The organism is Marinifilum sp. RC60d5 (genome assembly GCF_052400665.1).
Lineage (GTDB): Bacteria > Bacteroidota > Bacteroidia > Bacteroidales > Marinifilaceae > JBQTGK01.
On sequence record NZ_JBQTGK010000003.1, the window covers coordinates 63,926 to 83,754 of the forward strand.

The 19,829-nt window shown below is 33.9% G+C and carries 15 protein-coding genes; 8 read left to right on the top strand and 7 right to left on the bottom strand.

Annotation, left to right across the window (positions count from 1 at the left end; translation table 11 throughout):
* Positions 1-74: 74 nt before the first annotated feature.
* The 4 genes from murB to ACT3CE_RS07895 all read right to left on the bottom strand — a co-directional run bounded on the left by murB (position 75) and on the right by ACT3CE_RS07895 (position 3,139).
* Positions 75-1,088, bottom strand: a complete 1,014-nt coding sequence (murB, locus tag ACT3CE_RS07880) for a UDP-N-acetylmuramate dehydrogenase (RefSeq protein WP_444709223.1) — start codon at positions 1,086-1,088, stop codon at positions 75-77.
* 40 nt (positions 1,089-1,128) lie between these two features.
* On the bottom strand, positions 1,129-2,157 hold the full coding sequence (locus ACT3CE_RS07885) for a threonine aldolase family protein (protein ID WP_444709224.1): 1,029 nt from the start codon (positions 2,155-2,157) through the stop codon (positions 1,129-1,131).
* A 93-nt stretch (positions 2,158-2,250) separates the two neighbouring features.
* Positions 2,251-2,799, bottom strand: a complete 549-nt coding sequence (locus ACT3CE_RS07890) for a hypothetical protein (protein ID WP_444709225.1) — start codon at positions 2,797-2,799, stop codon at positions 2,251-2,253.
* Between the two features lie 10 nt (positions 2,800-2,809).
* Positions 2,810-3,139, bottom strand: a complete 330-nt coding sequence (locus ACT3CE_RS07895; RefSeq protein ID WP_444709226.1) for a hypothetical protein — start codon at positions 3,137-3,139, stop codon at positions 2,810-2,812.
* Positions 3,140-3,355: 216 nt separating this feature from the next.
* Between ACT3CE_RS07895 and ACT3CE_RS07900 the strand changes: the two genes are divergently transcribed.
* A complete protein-coding gene (locus tag ACT3CE_RS07900; protein WP_444709227.1) occupies positions 3,356-3,727 on the top strand; it encodes a metallophosphoesterase in 372 nt (123 codons plus the stop codon).
* The gene (locus ACT3CE_RS07905; RefSeq protein ID WP_444709228.1) at positions 3,703-4,119 is read left to right on the top strand and encodes a hypothetical protein; all 417 of its coding nucleotides are present in this window, start codon (positions 3,703-3,705) and stop codon (positions 4,117-4,119) included. Before ACT3CE_RS07900 ends, ACT3CE_RS07905 begins: the two co-directional genes overlap by 25 nt.
* Before the next feature lie 4 nt (positions 4,120-4,123).
* Here the strand turns inward: ACT3CE_RS07905 and ACT3CE_RS07910 are convergent, their stop codons facing one another.
* On the bottom strand, positions 4,124-4,987 hold the full coding sequence (locus ACT3CE_RS07910; protein WP_444709229.1) for an AraC family transcriptional regulator: 864 nt from the start codon (positions 4,985-4,987) through the stop codon (positions 4,124-4,126).
* 246 nt (positions 4,988-5,233) lie between these two features.
* Here ACT3CE_RS07910 and ACT3CE_RS07915 point away from each other — a divergent pair, with 246 nt between their 5' ends.
* The 4 genes from ACT3CE_RS07915 to ACT3CE_RS07930 all read left to right on the top strand — a co-directional run bounded on the left by ACT3CE_RS07915 (position 5,234) and on the right by ACT3CE_RS07930 (position 10,373).
* Complete coding sequence (locus ACT3CE_RS07915) at positions 5,234-6,466, top strand: sugar MFS transporter (protein ID WP_444709230.1); 1,233 nt, start codon at positions 5,234-5,236, stop codon at positions 6,464-6,466.
* A gap of 20 nt (positions 6,467-6,486) precedes the next feature.
* Positions 6,487-7,437, top strand: coding sequence for an ROK family protein (locus tag ACT3CE_RS07920; protein WP_444709231.1), 951 nt, complete (start codon positions 6,487-6,489; stop codon positions 7,435-7,437).
* Between the two features lie 286 nt (positions 7,438-7,723).
* Positions 7,724-8,593 carry a Cbp1 family collagen-binding glycoprotein adhesin gene (locus ACT3CE_RS07925; protein ID WP_444709232.1) on the top strand — a complete coding sequence of 290 codons (870 nt, stop codon included), beginning with the start codon at positions 7,724-7,726 and terminating at the stop codon, positions 8,591-8,593.
* Positions 8,594-8,735: 142 nt separating this feature from the next.
* Positions 8,736-10,373, top strand: coding sequence for an ABC-F family ATP-binding cassette domain-containing protein (locus ACT3CE_RS07930; RefSeq protein ID WP_444709233.1), 1,638 nt, complete (start codon positions 8,736-8,738; stop codon positions 10,371-10,373).
* 276 nt (positions 10,374-10,649) lie between these two features.
* On the opposite strand, the gene ACT3CE_RS07935 is transcribed toward ACT3CE_RS07930, so the two are convergent.
* Positions 10,650-12,236, bottom strand: coding sequence for a dipeptidase (locus ACT3CE_RS07935; protein ID WP_444709234.1), 1,587 nt, complete (start codon positions 12,234-12,236; stop codon positions 10,650-10,652).
* Positions 12,237-12,287: 51 nt separating this feature from the next.
* Positions 12,288-13,118 carry a CvfB family protein gene (locus tag ACT3CE_RS07940; protein ID WP_444709679.1) on the bottom strand — a complete coding sequence of 277 codons (831 nt, stop codon included), beginning with the start codon at positions 13,116-13,118 and terminating at the stop codon, positions 12,288-12,290.
* Positions 13,119-13,753: 635 nt separating this feature from the next.
* On the opposite strand from ACT3CE_RS07940, the gene ACT3CE_RS07945 reads away from it, so the two are divergent.
* Entirely contained in the window at positions 13,754-17,194 is a 3,441-nt protein-coding gene (locus tag ACT3CE_RS07945; protein WP_444709235.1) for a hypothetical protein, read from the top strand.
* Positions 17,195-17,353: 159 nt separating this feature from the next.
* Positions 17,354-19,798: a GAF domain-containing protein gene (locus ACT3CE_RS07950; RefSeq protein ID WP_444709236.1), complete on the top strand. Its 2,445-nt coding sequence runs from the start codon at positions 17,354-17,356 to the stop codon at positions 19,796-19,798.
* Positions 19,799-19,829 lie beyond the last annotated feature (31 nt).

Genomic DNA, 19,829 nt, shown 5'->3' on the forward strand with positions numbered 1-19,829 from the left:
AAAAAACGCAAAGTGCTTACCATTTAGTACTTTGCGTTTTTTTGTAGATGGGCATTGTTTTTTTGTAATGTTTTTTATATTGCATTAACCTCCATCTCGAGTTTTATCCCAAACTTAAATAGTACCGATTTGCGAATGTCATTGGCTAGTTTTAGTACTTCGTATCCTTTTGCATTGCCATAATTCACAAGAACAAGAGCCTGGTCGTTATGTACTCCAACATTTCCAATTTGTTTGCCTTTCCATCCACATTGTTCTATTAACCAACCAGCTGCAATTTTAGTTTCAAAATCGCTTATTTCGTAGGTTGGCATCGCTTCAAATTTAGCTTTTAGTTTATCGGCTTGTTCTTTTTCTACAATCGGATTTTTAAAAAAGCTACCAGCATTACCCAATACTTCATGGTTTGGTAATTTACTTTCGCGTATTTTGATAATTACCTCACGAATAATTTTGAGGTTTACTTCATTGTAATTTTCTAATTCTTCACTAATAGCTCCGTAATGAACTTTAAATTGGGCTTGTTTTTGCAAACGAAACTGTACGTGAGTAATAATAAAAAGATTTTTGTATTCATTTTTGAAAACAGAATTTCGATAGTCGAATTCACAGTGTAGCTTGTTAAAAGTTACAGGAGATCTGCTTTCGATAGAAACGGCTTCAACTTTTTCGATTACCTCTTGAACCTCTACACCGTAAGCTCCAATATTTTGAACTGGTGAAGCACCTACAACACCTGGAATTAATGATAAATTCTCGATTCCAGAATAGTTTCTTTCTACGCACCAGGCAACGAATTCGTCCCAGTCTTCTTTGCATCCTACGCGAAGTAATACTGTGTTTTCGTCTTCCTCTAAAATTTCAATTCCTTTAATACATGGATACAAAACCAATCCGTCAAAATCTTCGGTAAATAACATATTACTGCCTCCACCTAAAATTAGATAATTGGTATCAACAATATTATTTTTATCCAAAAAGTCGCAAATTTCATTCTGACTTTCGAATTCGAAAAAGTATTTGGCAGAAGCCTCAATACCAAAAGTATTGTGTTTTTTTAAAGAGTAATTTTCGTATAATTCGGCCATTTATAAGTTGATGTGTAATTATAAAATGAGTGAGTTTAAATTAAGCCAGTTCTTTTTTTAATACTTCTACAAAGCCAAGAATATCTTCTTTAGAGGTATCGAATGAGCATAACCAGCGAACCTCACCAGCGTGTTCATCCCAAATCCAGAAAAAATATTCTTCCTGTAATTTTTCAATTTTATTTTTAGGAACCAAAGCCCATATTCCGTTCGATTCAACTTTTTGAGTAATTTTAATTTGCGGGATTTTCTCTACTTCAGTTTTTAATAATTTAACCATTGCATTGGCATGTTTGGCAGTTTTCAACCATAAATTATTGGTTAGCATGGCATCAAATTGTGCTCCTATGTATCTCATTTTAGAACAAAGTTGCATGCTTTGTTTGCGAATGTATTTGGTGTTTTTAGATAATTCAGGATTAAAGAAAATTACCGCTTCCCCTAACATCATTCCATTTTTTGTGCCACCAAAACTTAAAACATCAATTCCAGCATTACTTGTAATTTCTTTTACATCGATATCTAAACTTACTACTGCATTAGCAAGGCGAGCACCATCCATGTGAACATACATATTGTTTTCATGTGCAAGGTCGCAAATGGCTTTTATTTCTTTGGGTGTATAAACTGTGCCAAGTTCGGTACATTGAGTAATCGAAATTACTTTAGGTTGTGAATGGTGCTCAAAGCCAAATCCATGTAGTTGAGGCTTAATTAATTCGGGAGTTAATTTTCCATCAGGAGTGTCAATAGGAATTACTTTACAAGAGGTAAATTTATCGGGAGCACCACATTCATCAACCTGAATATGTGCAGTTGCCGGGCAAATAATGGAATTATAAGATTGTGTTAAGCTCGATAAAGCTATGACATTAGCACCCGTGCCATTAAAGGCAAAGTAAACATCAATATTTTCTCCAAATAGTTGTTTAAATTTATTAATTGCTGATTCTGTATAATGATCACCTCCATAAGCCATTACGTGTCCGTTGTTGGCTTCATTAATAGCTGCCATTACTTCAGGGAGTACACCTGAAAAATTATCACTTGCAAATCCTCTTTTATTCATTCTGTTTGTGTTTATGTTGAAAGCGTAAAATTATATTTTATTAGCTAAACTTCAGAAAAAATCAGGAAAAAGGTGCAATTGAAATTAATGTATTTATGAACCAATTAGTTCTTTAATTTTATTTGTTAATAAATGTAGATTCTGTTTTTGTGCTTCTCCTTTATCAATAAATTGAATAGTACCATTTTTATCCAATAAAAATAGGTAGCATAGTTTTTTGTCTTCAACATCAAAATATCTGTAGTAGGAGTTTAATGGCCCATAATAGGTCATAACATTTTTATGCATGGCAGAAGCAATTCCTTTGCGCATTCCATTGTCAATATAGCCCGACATCCAGTTAAATAAGCTACTTATCATAGGAATTTCTATAAATCGGAAATCTTTATGCATACCAAATTCTTGTAGTAAAGGTTGGGTCCATGTATTAACCTGATCTTGAGTTTCACGTTTAAATGCAACGATTAATACAGACACTTTACCTTTGCAATGTTCAGGAATACTTATCTCTTTAGATGAGAGTAGTTTTCCTTTTATGTTGGGAAAGGAATCTCCTATTGCTAGCTTTTTATATGTTTGTGTATATCCTTTCAAGGCAAAAAAAAGGCAGCAAACAAAAATGAAGAGTTGTGATGTTCTCATCTGAATATTATTACTGATAATATTTGTGTAACAGTTTCATCGTATTTTTGTATGTTTTATCAGGATTTAATTTGGTATCTGTTTTTAAAAAGGCCTTTACCAATTTTATTAATTCAACAACTAGTTCGAACTCTTCAGTTTTTTTTAGGAAAATTTTTGGTTTACCTATATAAACACCTGGCATTTCCTCAATTATGGGAGCTATATGAATCCATTTTTTAGTATAAGTAAAAGTTACTCTTGCTTTTGGGTCCAAATCCGAACTTCCTAAAATAACATCTCCGTCGCTGTTAAGATTCCAAAAATATTTGTGAGTGTTTTTTATTAATTCTTTTAACATGCTATATTAATTTTAAAATGTTACTTAAAAATAGATCAAACTTTCTTAATTTATTAAAAATATAGAACTTTTACAGATCTATTAATGGGTAATTTTAATATTTTATAAATATGATTCGCGATATTTCCATAGGTACGTTAATGATTGTGTCGGACATACATGGTAATGGTTTTGATTTTAGACAAGTTTTGAAAACCTATAACAGGTTAAAAGAGAGTGGAGACAGATTATTTGATTTTTTTAGGAGATTTGATTCATGCATACCCAGGAAAACAGAAAGACGAATCGTTGGAGATAATACAGGAGTTAATACATCTTAAGGCAAACACCAAAGAGAGTGATGTCATTTGTTTGCTTGGTAATCATGAGTTTGTACATATTTATCATATCCCTTTGCAAAAAGGGCCTTTAGAATTTACTTTGTGGTTTGAAAATAGAATTAAGAAGGTTCGGAAAAAGATTGTTACATTTTTTATGGATATGCCTATTATGATTCGCACCCACGGTGGTGTTCTAATTAATCATACCGGAGCCTCTAAGCGTTCTGGATCAAAACATGATGTGTGCCTGCAGGATTTAAAAGATTGAATCACAAGCAGAATTTTCAAGAACATATAGCGAGTATCGACAAATATAATATGCATGTTGGTTTTAATTTTATGGATACAGCGAAAGGCGAACTTTTATGGGATATTTTAATGAATGGAAACGAAAAGGAATATGGAGATGACTATTTAAAGTATATTGATGATTTGTTAAAACTAAGTAGTGAAGACCGAATTGACAGGCCTATGAACACTTTGGTATGTGGACATATTGCTGCCCATTACGGGGCTGAAACCGTTGGAGAACATCAGCTTAGAATTTGTACAAGTGCCGGATGTTTAGGTGATCTGGAAAAGAAATATTTATTAATAAGTGCTGATGAAAATTATGCCAATTCGAAAGAATTATTGAAGCACTGTCGGGATTTGTATTAATTAGCTATAAACTATGCCCACGAAGTTGTAAAGGTGCTTTTCCGGTACTGGCCTTAAATTGTTTATTAAAATATGATGGGCTGTTAAAACCACACTCGTAAGCAATTTGCGAGACACTTAATTTTCCTTCGGCCAGTAATTTTTTAGCATAATTAATGCGCATTTCATTTAGAAATTCCGAGAAGGTTTTTTGTGTTTTACTTTTAAAAAAACGGCAAAATGCAGTTTTACTCATATTTGCTACTTTTGCAGCTTCATCTAATTCAATTTTATCCTGAAAATTTTTGCTTACATATTCGTATATTTTATACAATTTATGATTGCTACTTTGGCTAAAAGAATCAACAAAACTTTTCGAGGCCAGATATTCTAACTCATCCGATAAAGAAATAATGCGCAGAATTTGTAATAGGAAAATAATCCTCTCAGAATAATCGGCAGAATGTAAGTTTTTTAACAGCTGAATAATTTTGTATTTACTATTTCCTTCAATTCTTATTCCCTGAAAAGATTTGATCAGAAATTGTCTGACTTTTTGCATTTCGGGCAGTAGAAAAAATTCTTTACCAAAAGAATCTTCTCTAAAGTGAACAACCCAGGCTATGGCTTTCAGCTCTGACTTATTCTGATAGTAAGAATCATCATTTTTCATTACATGTGGTGTATTGGGGCCTATAAAAACCATATCTCCATCTTTAAAATGATCGATACAGTCGCCAACAACCAAAGTACCCTTACTTTTTTCGATATAAATTAGCTCAAACTCGGGATGATGATGCCAGGGCACTTCAATATGAGATAAAACGTCTATTTTAGATCGAAACGAGTGTTCGTTTTTTACAGATATTTCTTCGAGTATTAAGGACATACTTGCAATGTTTTGTTATAACTTTAATGTCTTGCGGCTGTGTTACTGTTAAACTTGTTTTTTTAATAAAAATAGCTGTTAATGATATTTTACAATCTGTAAATTACAATAAATTATCATGGATAAGATGTAAAAAGTTAATAAGTGCAAATATAGTACAAGTAAATGGCAAAATAGTAAAATATTCTTTGTTTAAAATGATCGTAATTTGCAATTACTTATTCAAACGATTGAAAAATTTAAGATATGGTATCTATTAATACAAATGTAACATCTAATAATAGCTCCCCTAAAACGGGAATGAATTTAAAAGGAGCCTTAGCTCTGCTTACTTCCTTATTTTTTATGTGGGGATTTCTTACCTGTATGAATGATATTTTAATTCCACATTTAAGGGGATTATTTGATTTAAGCATTACACAGGCAATGTTGGTGCAGTTTACATTTTTTGGTGCTTATTTTCTAATGTCGCTTCCTGCAGGTTGGATTATTGGAAAGATAGGTTATAAAATGGGGATTGTTTCTGGATTAGGTATTGCTGGTTTAGGAGCATTAATGTTTTATCCTGCTGCAGCTCTATTGTCTTATGGTTTTTTCTTAGGAGCTTTATTTATCCTGGCTTGTGGTATTGTAGTGTTGCAGGTTGCAGCGAATCCTTATGTTGCCGAGCTGGGAACACCCGAAACTGCATCGAGTCGGTTAAATTTAACGCAAGGATTTAATGCGTTGGGAACTACTGTAGCTCCAATTTTTGGAGGATGGTTAATATTAGATAATGTAAGTCAGGATATAAACAGTAAGGCCGAGGCAGTTCAGATGCCTTATGTAGGTTTGGCTTTGGCTTTGGTACTTATTGCTTTGGTTTTTGCTTTTGTAAAACTTCCTAAAATTCAGGATACAGAAGAAGCTAAAGCTGAAGGTTCTGCCTGGAAATTTCGACACCTTGTTTTAGGAGCTCTTGGAATTTTTACTTACGTAGGAGCAGAGGTATCCATAGGAAGTACTTTGGTAATGTATTTTGGCGATGAAGGATTACACTTGTTTGGCGAAGCTGATGCAACCAAATACCTTTCTATTTTCTGGGGAGGAGCAATGGTCGGTCGTTTTATCGGGTCAGCGGTAATGCAAAAAATATCAGCATCGAAAGTGTTGGCATTTAATTCGGTAATGGTTGTGGTTTTAATTATTACAAGTATGTTAACAAGTGGTTATGTTGCTCTTTGGAGTATTGTTTTGGTTGGCTTATTTAATTCAATCATGTTTCCAACCATATTTACTTTGGCCATTGATGGATTAGGAAAATATACCAGTCAGGGATCAGGTATTTTATGTCTGGCAATTGTTGGTGGCGCCGTTGTTCCAATGATTATGGGAATCTTAGCAGATAGTTTTGGCTTAGCTAATTCCTTTGTTGTTGCCATTTTATGTTATGCTTATATATTGTTTTATGCTTTAAAAGGACATAAACATTCGAATTAATTTTTTGAAAAATATTAACAATGAAAAAAGTTGTTTTAGGTATCGATATAGGTGGAACTAATACTGTTTTTGGTTGTATCGACGAGGAAGGAAAATGTTTACTTACTGGAAATATACCCACTCAAAAGCATGAAGATATAAATAACTATTTGGATGAGTTATTTGATAATGTGAACAGTATTCTTGATAAATCGAAAGAGAAGTTGGAAATAATTGGAGTAGGAATTGGAGCTCCTAATGCTAGTTATTACTCGGGTACTATTGAAAATGCTGCTAACTTAAGATGGAAGGGAAGTATACCTTTGGTTGATTTGGTTAAAAAAAGAATTGATGTGCCTGTTAGTATTACTAACGATGCCAATGCGGCAGCCATGGGCGAGAAGGTATTTGGTGCAGCCAAGAAGATGAATAATTTTATGGTGATTACATTGGGAACCGGATTGGGGAGTGGAATTATTGTAAATGGTGATTTGTTATACGGACACGATGGTTTTGCTGGTGAAGTAGGGCATATGATTGTACGTAAAAGCGGACGTGAATGCGGGTGCGGTAGAAAGGGATGTTTAGAAACCTATGTTTCGGCAACGGGAGTTAAAAGAACTGTTTATAAACTATTGGCCCGCCATTTAGGCGATAGTGAGTTAAGAGATATTCCTTTTAGTAAACTAACAGCAAAAATGGTGGCTGAAGCAGCAGGTAGGGGAGATTTGGTTGCCAAAGAAACCTTTTCTTATACCGCGAAAATGTTAGGCGAAGTTTTGGCAAATGTGGTAGCAGTAACTAGTCCCGAAGCGATATTTCTTTTTGGAGGATTAACCAAAGCAGGAGATATTCTGTTTGATCCGGTTCGCGAAACATTAGAAAAAGAATTGCTTTCTATCTATAGGAATAAAATTAAGGTATTACCTTCTGGCATTAAGGATAATGCAGCTGTTTTAGGAGCTGCTGCTTTAATATGGAATAAAAATTAGTAATATATAAAAACCGATGCTTTCGATTTTTTGAAAGCTCATTCCTCCAGCCTGTCTAGTACAGGCTTTTTTTGTAGAATTAAATTCTACAAATTGTAGAAACTTTGCCACACTTTTAAAGCTGAAATTTGCATTATTTTTTTTAGTTAGAAAAAAATAAACACTAAAGTGGTCAGTTATTCAGTGTTTTAGCTAAAAGTGCTTGTTGCAAGTAGAAATTGCGGCACAGTATTCTCTTAAGTAATCCTGAATTTGAATTGATGTAAACTGATAAAAAATTAAAATTATGAAAAAGTTATTATTAGCATTATTAGTGTTGCCATTTTTTACGGCTTGTAACCAAAAAGAACTAAAACAACTTCGTGAGCAAAATGTTCAGCTTACGCAAATGGCTCAGGAAAAAGATTCTACCATTGATGATTTTGTAGAATCGTTCGATGTAATTGCTGCAAATTTGAATATTATTAAAGAAAAAGAGCAAATTATTGCTGTTAATGCAAATGAGAATCCTTCGGTAGGCCAGAAAGAACAAATTGTTAACGACTTGAGTTTAGTTCGTGATCTTTTAGAAGAGAACAAAGCGAAAATAGAAAGTCTTGATAAGAAGTTAAAGAATAGCTGGTACCAAAACTCAAAATTGAAGAAACTGGTTGCAGGACTAAAAGCACAAATTAAAGAGAAAGATGCTTCTTTAACAGCATTAACAGAACAAGTAGCACAATTAAATGTTGAAGTTGATAATTTAAATGGACAGGTAACTGAATTAAATGGTACTCTTGTTGCTTTAAATACTGAAAATGATAACAAGGATAAAATAATTGAAGAACAAATAAACAATTTGCATACAGGTCATTATGTAATTGGTGATATCAAAGAATTAAAATTGAAACAAGTTGTTACAAGTGAAGGTGGATTATTGGGAATTGGATCAACAAATAAATTGAACCAAAAAATTAATCCCGAAAATTTTAATGATATTGATATTACTCAAACAACAAGTATCCCCGTATCGGGTAAAAAAGTGAGTATTGTTACTTCACATCCAAGCGATTCGTACAGAATAGAAGGAAACGAAAAAGAGATTGAAGCAATTACAATTCTTAATCCGGAAGAATTCTGGAAGGCTTCGAAATATTTAGTTGTAGCTGTAAAATAATAGATATAAGCAGAGCTTGTAATAAAGGCATCCCATTATGGGGTGCTTTTTTAGTTTAAAATTTTCTATTGAATAGAATTGTGAGAGGATATTTTGGAATTCAGGAAAGTAATTATCTTTGCGGCTTATTAAAACTGAAAAGATGATTAGTGTAGACGCATTGGCTGTTGAGTTTGGAGGAACAACTCTGTTTAAAGATATTTCGTTTGTAATTAATGAAAAGGACCGTATTGCTTTAATGGGAAAAAACGGTGCGGGAAAATCTACCCTTCTAAAAATTATTGCGGGAGTAGATACGGCTAGCCGTGGAAGAGTATCTTCCCCAAAGGATAAAACCATTGCTTATCTTCCTCAGCATTTAATGACTTCCAATACCAGAACTGTTTTTGAGGAAACAGCACAGGCTTTTTCTCATATTTTTGAGATGGAAAAGCAAATTGAGGATTTGAATCAGCAGTTGGCTTCCCGTACCGATTTTGAGTCGGAAGCTTACTACAAACTTATTGAAGATGTATCAGCTTTAAGTGAATCGTTTTATTCAATTGAAGAGATTAATTATGATGCAGAAGTAGAGAAGGCTCTTTTAGGATTGGGATTTGTGCGTGACGATTTTACTCGTTCAACCAGCGAGTTTAGTGGTGGTTGGAGAATGAGAATCGAACTGGCAAAAATTTTATTAAAGAAACCTGATTTAATTCTTTTGGATGAGCCAACCAATCATTTGGATATTGAGTCTATTCAGTGGTTAGAAGATTTTTTGATCAATTCGGGAAAAGCAGTAATGGTTATTTCTCACGACCGTGCATTTGTCGATAATATTACTTCGCGAACCATTGAAATTACAATGGGCCGAATTTACGATTACAAAGCAACTTATTCTGAGTATTTGGAGTTGCGAAAAGACAGACGAATTCATCAGCAAAAAGCTTACGACGAACAACAAAAAATGATTGCTGAGAACAGGGCATTTATTGAAAGATTTAAGGGAACATATTCAAAAACTTTGCAGGTTCAATCGCGTGTAAAGATGTTGGATAAACTTGATATTATTAAGGTGGATGAAGAAGATACTTCGGCTTTGAGATTAAAATTTCCACCTTCGCCACGTTCGGGAAATTATCCTGTAATTATGGAGGATGTGGATAAGTATTACGGCGATCATTTGGTGTTCGAGAATGTGAATTTTACTCTCGAAAGAGGCGAAAAAATTGCTTTTGTGGGGAGAAATGGTGAAGGTAAATCTACTTTAGTGAAAGCCATTATGCAGGAAATCGATCATGGTGGAATTCTGACTTTAGGCCATAATAGTATGATTGGGTATTTTGCTCAGAATCAGGCTTCTTTAATGGATGAGGATTTAACGGTTTTCCAAACGATCGATCATGTGGCAAAAGGAGATGTTCGTACCAAGTTAAAGGATATTTTAGGTGCTTTTATGTTTGGCGGCGATAATTCAACGAAGAAAGTGAAAGTTCTTTCCGGAGGAGAAAAAACAAGGTTGGCAATGATTAAGTTACTTCTTGAACCAGTGAATTTGTTGATTCTCGATGAGCCAACCAATCATTTGGATATGAAAACAAAAGATATTTTAAAAGCTGCATTAAAAGATTTTGACGGAACCGTAATTGTTGTGTCGCACGATAGAGATTTTCTGGATGGTTTAGTTGATAAGGTTTACGAGTTTGGAAATAAGAAGGTAAAAGAACATCTAGGTGATATTAACTCCTATTTATCGATGAAAAAAATGGAAAATTTACGAGAATTAGAACGCAAAAAATAGGTTCTGATTTATATTCGATAATTCTGGGTGTAATCTTTTTCACATAAGATTTTTAATGTCGATTCGTTCCTTTTTTTTGATAATGAGTTTTTTATGGCAAATTCGTAATGTGCATGTATTTAATTTATTCTTTTATAGAATGACAAGGTGAGTTTACCAGATAAAAAAAAGTTGCAATAACTAAAATGTAAAGTTTCAGCTATTGCAACTAAATGTATTTTTATTGATAGCTTTTATAAAGCTTTTGTATATGTTTTTAAAAGACCTATTTTAAAACTAGAACTTTTCATCATATTTGGTCCAAATATGATCGCCAATTTCCCAGGCTTTTTCAACAACTTCGCCTCCCAGTTGTTTGCTTCTATTGGTAAGAAACTCTTTCCGTTTCTTTTTGTTAAGATTTAAATATTGTTCATCAATTTTTGCTTGTTCTTCAAAATATTTGCTCTGCAAAGGAATAAATACTTTATCAACATCTTTACGCATATCTCCCCAGCGTTGAGCACTTAAAGTTCCTAATCGATTAAAAGCCCACCATGCCGATTTGCGTGTATAACCTGTTCTTCGGGCTTTTACTTTATAGCTTTCGGCTAAGTCGGTAGTACCAGCATAAACAGGAATATATATAGATGTTGCAACATTATCCTGAGCCAGCCAGGCAATTCCTCCAATTTCATCGGGTAGCCAGTCTCGGCATTGAATAATAGTGGCATACATCGTATACCAGCGAGCAATGGTTCTTTCGCCAAGTTCTCCCCATCCGCCATTTACTTTAAATAAACGATTCATTTCGTATGGCATAAACGGATTTGCAAAAGGAGATAATACTTCTTTTCCTTCTTTATTGGCTTGTTTAATATTCTTTACAAAGTTGTAAGGTGTTCCTTCGTAATAATCTTTAAAAATTGTGACCAAGTCGTCCAAGCTTACTTTTTTATCCGGTTTTACTGAAAAAGGATAGTCTTTATCGTTGGCATCCAGTTTTAGTGATGGAGCTGCCATTGAAAGAACACGCCATTCTCTTCTGCGTGAAGCTAATGATAAACGACTTTTAGGTGCATAAACCTTATTCCAGACAAATGTTTCACCTTCTTTCCACCATCCATTTTCTTTGGCAAGGCTATAAATATTTTCGGATGCTAAGAAGGAATCAGAATCATTAATATTTATTTCTTTAATGGTACTTGCATTGGCGTTTACCGAAATATGATTATCGGGTACTCGCTGAGCCACCCAAACGGCACCAATTTTTCCTTTTCCCGGACCAACAACCTCGAAATGCCAAACCTCTTTTTTATCCGCAATGGTTAAGCATTCACCAAAATCTCTCCATCCATATTTAGTTAGTAAATCATCGGCTAAAGCAATTGCCTCGCGGGCAGAAGAGCATCTTTCCAACATTAATTGCTGCAATCGCTGGCAGTCTATTAAGCATTTTTTCGAAAATAATTCTTCTCTTCCGCCAAAGGTAGATTCCCCAATAGCCAACTGTTTTTCGTTAATACACGGATAAGCAGTGTTCAGATATTGATAAGTTGTTTCTGCCTGATTGATTTCTCCAATTTTTTTGTGCTGATAAGTAGGCATTGTCAAACTATCATATGCTGATCGTTCATACAAGAAAAACTTGCTGTCTTTTTTATGTTTTTTTGCAGGAACAATATTCATCCATGCTCGGGTACGATGACTATCATCGGTGTGAGATGTAATAACCGATCCGTCTGTGGTAGCCATTTTACCCACAGTAATTGTGGTGCAACCCTCTGGTACTCCAGCTTTCCAATCGGATTTATCCTGAGCTTTTGAGGTTAGTGAAAATAGTAACAAGACAGCTAAGGAAAAAGTTTTAAGGGAATTGTTCATGTTAGCTTAGTTGTGGTTTACGTATTTTGTTTTTTAAGTAATTTTTTTAGTTTATTGAACCAAATAAATTCCAGCCTCTTCAATGGTAATTAATCTTTGTTTGTAAAGAAGTCCAATTGATTTTTTAAAATTCTTCTTGCTCATTTTAAGCAAATAATAAATGTCTTCGGGTGAACTTTTATCGTTTAAAGGAAGAAATCCTTCTTCATCTTTAAGCATATCTAAAATTTGCTGACCCAATTTAGGTACTTCATTCTGATATCCTTGTTCTTGCAAGCTGATATCTATTTTTCCGTCGGGTCTGATTTTTTTGATATATGCTTTTCTTTTGTCTCCAATTTTTAAATGGCCAAAAACTTCATTTTTATAAATAATACCTAAAGCATCGTCGTTAATAAGGGCCTGAAAGCCTAAATCATTTCTTTTGCCCACTAAAATATCCACTTCATCTCCTTCGGCATAAGATACTTCAACATCTTTAAGGATTTTATCGACTTTTGCAGTAGCAACAATTCTACCTGTAGAACTATCCAGATAAACGTAAACAAGATAGGAGAGACCTTCTTGTAATTTTTCCCTTTGTTCACTAAAAGGAACCAAAAGGTCTTTGGCAAGTCCCCAATCTAAGAATGCTCCAATATTGGTAACCGATTTTACTTTCATAACTGCAAATTCGCCTACAGTAGCATTAGGAGTTAATGTTGTTGCTATAATTCTGTCCTCCGAATCGCGATAGATAAATACTTTAATAGTATCGTCTAATTGTGTTTTTGGTGGTACGTATTGATTAGGAAGCAATATTAATGCTTCATCTTCTCCTTCTAAAAAAACGCCAAAATCAACTAGTTTGGCAACTTTTAATTCTGCGTATTGTCCGATCATACTCACAGTGTGATATTTAATGATTTGAACCCAGGGATAATATGGGCTTCAAATTAGGTTCTAAAGTTTCAATTTTAACGCCATAAAAGTACACATCTTTTTACGAAATGAGAGAGAAATTACAAAACTGTTTTATTTATGAATATTAGGAGAATGCCTGAGTCGTTTTTTATTTGAAAATGTAATGGATAAATTTTTTTATTTATGAGATTCTAGCTTATAAAATATGTTATAAAACATTTTTTTGTAAATCAAAAATTAGGGAATGGGTGTTTTCCTCTGCTTTTAATTAAACAGTAGACTATAATGGTTAATTAGAGACTTAGATGCGATCTTTTGCAGAATAGACTTGGTTTTATTGATGTTTTTCTAATTTCTTCTCTTTTCTTTTAATTTTTCTATATCGATTGCGAATTTTTGCTCTAATTATTAAAGAAAAAAATCAGTATTGTGCATGGGTAATTACACCCATGTATTCAGATATTGTAGAACATACAGGTATTAATATAGAAATATTTCCTTAATGAAAAAATGTTTTTATTTTTGATGTAGGATTAAATAACATTAGTTCTATACCAAATTTAAAACAACTCTCTCGAGTACTAAGTGGGGATAATAATTTAATAAGTCAGGGTATGAAAAAAAGGAAATTATTAGTTAGAGATCTTACATTAAGAGATGGTCAGCAATCTCTTTTTGCTACAAGAATGCCTCAGGCAGAAATTGAAAAAGTATTACATCTATATAAGAAGGCTAACTTTTATGCAATGGAAGTATGGGGAGGAGCAGTTCCTGATTCTGTGATGCGTTACTTAAATGAAAATCCCTGGTACCGTTTAGAGTCCATCAAAAAAGAAATAGGCGATGTTTCCAAACTTACAGCCTTATCTCGTGGTCGTAATCTTTTTGGCTATAGCCCATATCCTGAATCAGTAATAAAAAACTTTAATACCCAGGCTATAAAGTCTGGTTTGGGTATCATGCGTATTTTCGATTGTTTGAATGATATCGAGAATATGAAGTCTACCATTAAGTATGTAAAAGAAGCTGGAGGTATGGCCGATTGTGCTGTATGTTTTACCGTTGATTCTAAATTCCCTACTAAAAAAGAAGATTTGGAAAGATTAACCATAAAGAATCTTCCAGATCAGATTTTTGACATTAATTATTTTGTGAACATGGCCAAAAATCTGGAAGCTTTAGGTGCAGATATGATTTCACTAAAAGATATGGCCGGATTGGCTTCACCTTCTTTTGCAGGTCAAATTATTCGTCGTTTTAAAGAGGAGTTAAGTATTCCTGTAGATTTTCATTCGCACTCTACACCAGGATATGGTTTGGCTTCTGCTCTTACTGCAATTATTAATGGTGTTGATATTATTGATACCAATATTATGAATTTTGCTGGAGGATCTGCTGCTCCGGCTTATGAACTAATCTATATTTTCTGCGAGAAATTAGGCATTGAATTAGATGGAGATGCTAAAACAGTAGTGGAAATCAATAAAATACTAAAAGAAATTCGTACCAATGCTTTAGCCGATGTTGATAGCTACAAGCAATTTCCAATCGAATTCGATATTACAAAAGATAAATTGCCTGCAAACATCGATCAGTTATTTGATGAGGCAATTAAGCAGGCAAAAACCGATAATGAAGAAGACTTATTGAAAGCTTGTCATGCAATTGAAGAATATTTTAATTTTCCAGCTCCAAACCAAATGGTTAAAGATGCGGAAATTCCTGGAGGTATGTATACTAACATGCTTAACCAGTTGAAAGCTTTAGGTTTGGAAAACCTGCTTGAGAGAGTGTTAGAAGTGGTGCCGGTGGTTCGTTTGGATGCAGGTTGTCCGCCATTGGTAACTCCTTCTTCTCAAATTGTTGGTGTTCAGGCTGTAAATTGTGTAATCGATGAAAATTCTGGTCGTCCGTTTTATACCAATGTATCCAACCAGTTCTTTAATTTAGTAAAAGGAGAGTATGGAACAACACCAATTGATATCGCTCCGGAATTTCGTAAGAAAATTACCGGCAAAGCAGAAAAAATCGATTATGATGTAGATGCTTATGTATCGCCAGAAAATCCAATATTATCACAATTTGGAAATGTTAAATTGGCTAAGGATGATAAGGAATATATGTTGCTTGAACTTTTCCCATTGGTAGCTAAAGGTTATTTAGAAGGAAAACGAAAAGTAGAATTTGAAGCGCAGAGAGCAGAAAATCGTAAGAAAATTGCTGCCGAAAGAGCTGCAATTAAGCGTACTGGTAAATTAAAGATTCGTGACCTTACCCTTCGCGATGGTCAGCAATCATTATTTGCTACTCGTGTTCCTCAAGCAGAGATTGAATCGGTATTGCCTTTGTATAAGGATGCTAATTTTTATGCTATGGAAGTGTGGGGAGGTGCAATTCCCGATTCGGTAATGCGTTACTTAAACGAGGATCCATGGCATCGTTTGGAGTCAATTAAAGAAGTAATTGGTGATGTATCTCATTTAACAGCTTTGTCTCGTGGCAGAAATTTGTTTGGATATTCTCCATATCCAGAAACCGTAATCGAAGGATTCAATAAGAATGCGGTGAAATCAGGTTTGGGTATCATGCGTATCTTCGATTGTCTGAACGATGTAAAGAACATGGAGACTACCATAAAGTATATGAAAGAGGCAGGCGGTATTGCCGACTGTGCTGTTTGTTATACCGTTGATCCTAAATTCACAAGAAAGCAACGTTTAAAAGCATTGTTAGCAGGTAAAAAATTACCTAAAAAGATTTTTGATGTAGATTATTTTATAAGCAAAGCAAAACAAATGGAAGCTTTGGGTGCTGATATGATTACCGTGAAGGATATGGCTGGATTGATTCCTCCATCATTATCGGGTAAGATTATTAGAAGAATGAAAAATGAGTTGAATGTACCTATCGATTTTCATACTCACTGTACTCCGGGTTATGGTTTAGGTGCTGTTTTAATGGCTATTGTTAATGGTGTTGATATTGTGGATACTAACATCTTGAATTTTGCTGGTGGACCAGCTGCCCCGGCATTCGAAATTATTCAGATTTTTGCTGATAAATTGGGTTTAGATACTGGCGTAAATTTAGATGCTGTTGTTAAAATAAATAAAGAACTAAAAGGAATACGTGAGCGAATTGCAGAATTCGATTCATATAAAATGTTTCCATTAGAATTTGATATTACGGCTGATTATCTACCAAAAGATATTGATGCATTATTCGATAGAGCTATTGAATTAGCTAAAGTAGATAAGGAAGCAGAATTGTTAGAGGTTTGTGGTGCAATTGATAAATTCTTCAATTTTCCAGCTCCAAACGAAGAAGTAAAAGCCGCTGAGATACCAGGAGGTATGTACACCAATATGCTGGCCCAGTTAAAAGGACTGGGATTAGAGGATTTATTACCTAGAGTATTGGAAAAAGTGCCTGAGGTACGTGTAGCTGCTGGTTGTCCTCCATTAGTAACTCCATCATCTCAAATTGTAGGTGTTCAGGCAGTAAACTATGTTTTAGATGTGAACTCAGGTAAAGAGCCATATACAAATGTTAATAACCAGTTTTTTAATCTTGTAAAAGGCGAGTATGGTGAAACACCTATCGATATTGATCCGGAATTTCGTGAAAAAATTTGTGGACAGTTTAATGCATCCGATTTTGATGTAAGCAAATACAAATCGCCAGAGAATCCAGTATTGGAAGAGTTTGGTGGGGTTAAACTTGCCGAAAATGAGAAAGAAATGTTACTATTGGAATTGTTTCCTACAGTAGCCGGACCTTTTTTAAAGAACAAAAAAGCGGATGCTTACTATGCTAAAATAGAAGCTGCAGAAGCTGAAAAGCAAAGAATAGAAGATGAGAAAAAAGCTGCTTACAAAGCAATTCCTGCCGAAGAAAAACATGCAATGATTCTAAAAGGATTGTATAGTATGGGAGGAGATTCGACTCAGGCAACAGGAGAAATTACTCAGCCAGAGGAGAAAGAGTCTAAGTTAGATATCAAAACAAAAGAAATGCTTGCGGCCCAAAAACCAAAAGGAAGATTAGTAGGATAAAATTATTTTACAGATTTTATTTGTGAATTTAAAGTGTTGTTCTTACGGACAGCACTTTTTTTCTTTGTCAGATCTGTTTGTGATTAATGGAAGAGATGACAAATACAACAAAAATTATCATAGTTTTTTATAAATCGAAAAATATAATATTTTTACTATATGAAAGCATTACGATCGAATATATTGGATTTATTGTATAAAGGAAAATCGGAAGAATTTATTTTAAACGAAATAGTTTTGAGAGCACAGCGTGTTTCTTCCGGTGCAATTTGTTCGATTTTATGCCTAGATGAGGAAGGGAAGCATTTACTTCTGAGATTTTCGCCCGATTTACCTGACTTTTACAATAAAGCCATAAACAATTTTCCCATTGGTTTGGGAAATGGATCATGTGGTACTTCGGCATTTACGGGCAAACGAGTTATTGTAGAAGATGTAAATACTCATCCTTACTGGAAAAATAGTAGGAAGCTTGCTCAAAAGGCAGGTTTAGCATCATGTTGGTCCGAGCCAATAAAGGATCCTTTAGGAAAAATACTAGGAACTTTTGCAATATATCATAGCGAGATTTATTATCCGAATGAGGCGGATATGATTATGATTAGTGAGCTTGCTAGTATAACAGGAATTGTGCTTGATCGTTATGGAATGATCAGGAAGCTTGAGGAAAGCGAGAATAAATATAAAACATTAGCTAGTGCTAGTAATGAGGCTGTTTTTATTGTTGAAGGTGATAAAATAGTTGATGTAAATAAGCGTGCTGAAATAATAAGTGGATATTCAGAGAAGGAATTGGCGACGATGTCTATTTTTAAATTTATAGGAAGGGAATACTGGTTTACTCCATACACTACAAAAGCTCAGCAGTTTAGACATAAGATTAAAGCTGAGGGCATTACTAAAAATAAAATAAGAAAAGAAGTTGTAGTTCATATTAAAAACTCCATTTTTAAAGGGAAAGAGGTATGTTTACTGTCTATTCGTGATGTTAGTAATCAGATTCGTGTAGAAAATGAATTTCGTAAATTATCTCAGTCGGTTATACAAAGTCCAACTTCGGTTGTTATTACTGATTTTAATGGAGATATAGAGTATGTAAATCCTAAGTTTGAAGAATTAACAGGATATTCCTTAGGGGAATTGAAAGGAGAAAAATCGCAAGTTTTAAGCTCTGGTTTTATTCCTGCAGAAAGTTATCAAAGTTTGTGGCAGGAAATTAAAGTGGGAAATGTTTGGAGAGGTGAATTTCAGAATCTGAAAAAAAACGGTGAGCAGTTTTGGGAATTTGCAACAGTTTCGGCTTTAAAGAATGATGAAGGTGAAATAACTAATTTTATTGCTGTTAAAGAAGATATAAGCGAGCGCAAAAGGCAGGAACAAATACAACAGATAATCTTAAATATATCCAATGCTGTATTTTCTCAAAATACATTGGTTGAATTTATCCACTTTATTCGACAAGAGTTATCTGCAATAATTGATACAACTAACTTTTTTGTTGCCCTGTATGATCACGAAAAACAGCTTTTTAATATGCCCTATCACGATGATGAATATGATTCTGTTGAGTCTTTTCCGAAAGGGAAATCACTTTCGGGATGGGTTGTCGATCATGAAGAAGTTCTTATGGGTACAGTTGATAGACTGGATGAACTAGAGAGATTAGGAGAGGTTGAGCTAGCAGGAGAACCATCAAAAATATGGCTGGGAATGCCTTTAAAAGGTAAAGAGAAAATTATTGGTGTTTTGGTTATTCAAAGTTATGATGACGAAAATGCAGTTAGTGAAAATGATAGGGAAATGCTGGAATTGGTTTCTCATCAGATTAGTATATCTATTGAACAAAAAAGAACAGAACAGGAGTTACATAAAGCTTTGAAAGATGCTACAGAATCGGATCGCTTAAAGTCTGTATTTTTGGCGACTATGTCTCACGAATTGCGAACTCCTTTAAATGCTGTTATTGGATTTTCGGAGCTGGTTGATGAGGATATTTCTATGGATTTGGCTATTGAATACTGTAAGATGATTAATCAAAGTGGCTTGAATTTATTAAATATTGTTGAAGATCTTTTTGATATTAGTTTAATACAGTCGGGAGCGGTAAAAATTGAAAAGAAAAAATGCCGTTTGGAAGAAATTCTTCATGAAGTATATGCTGTTATAAAAATGGAACAACAGGCTTTAGATAAAGAATGTATAGAATTAAAAATGGTTTTGCCAGATGGATATCAACATTTGGTTTTTGAAACCGATCCGAATCGATTTAAGCAAATTTTCCAAAATTTGTTAAAGAATGCATTAAAATTTACAGATAAAGGATTTATAGAATTTGGTATGCAACAAAATGATTTAAATTCGAATATTCCTTTTACATTTTTTGTGAAAGATACAGGCGTTGGAATCCCCGACGAAAAGAAAAATAATATTTTTGGAATTTTTAGACAGGCAAATGAAAGTTTGGCCAGAACATATAATGGAGTAGGAATAGGTTTGTCTATATCTAAAAGCTTAAGCGAATTATTGGGGGGTAAAATATGGTTGGAATCTCAGGTTGGTCTTGGAACTACTTTTTATTTTACACATCCTATAAATAAAGATTAGTAGTAAGTTTGTTACGACATAATAATGGGGA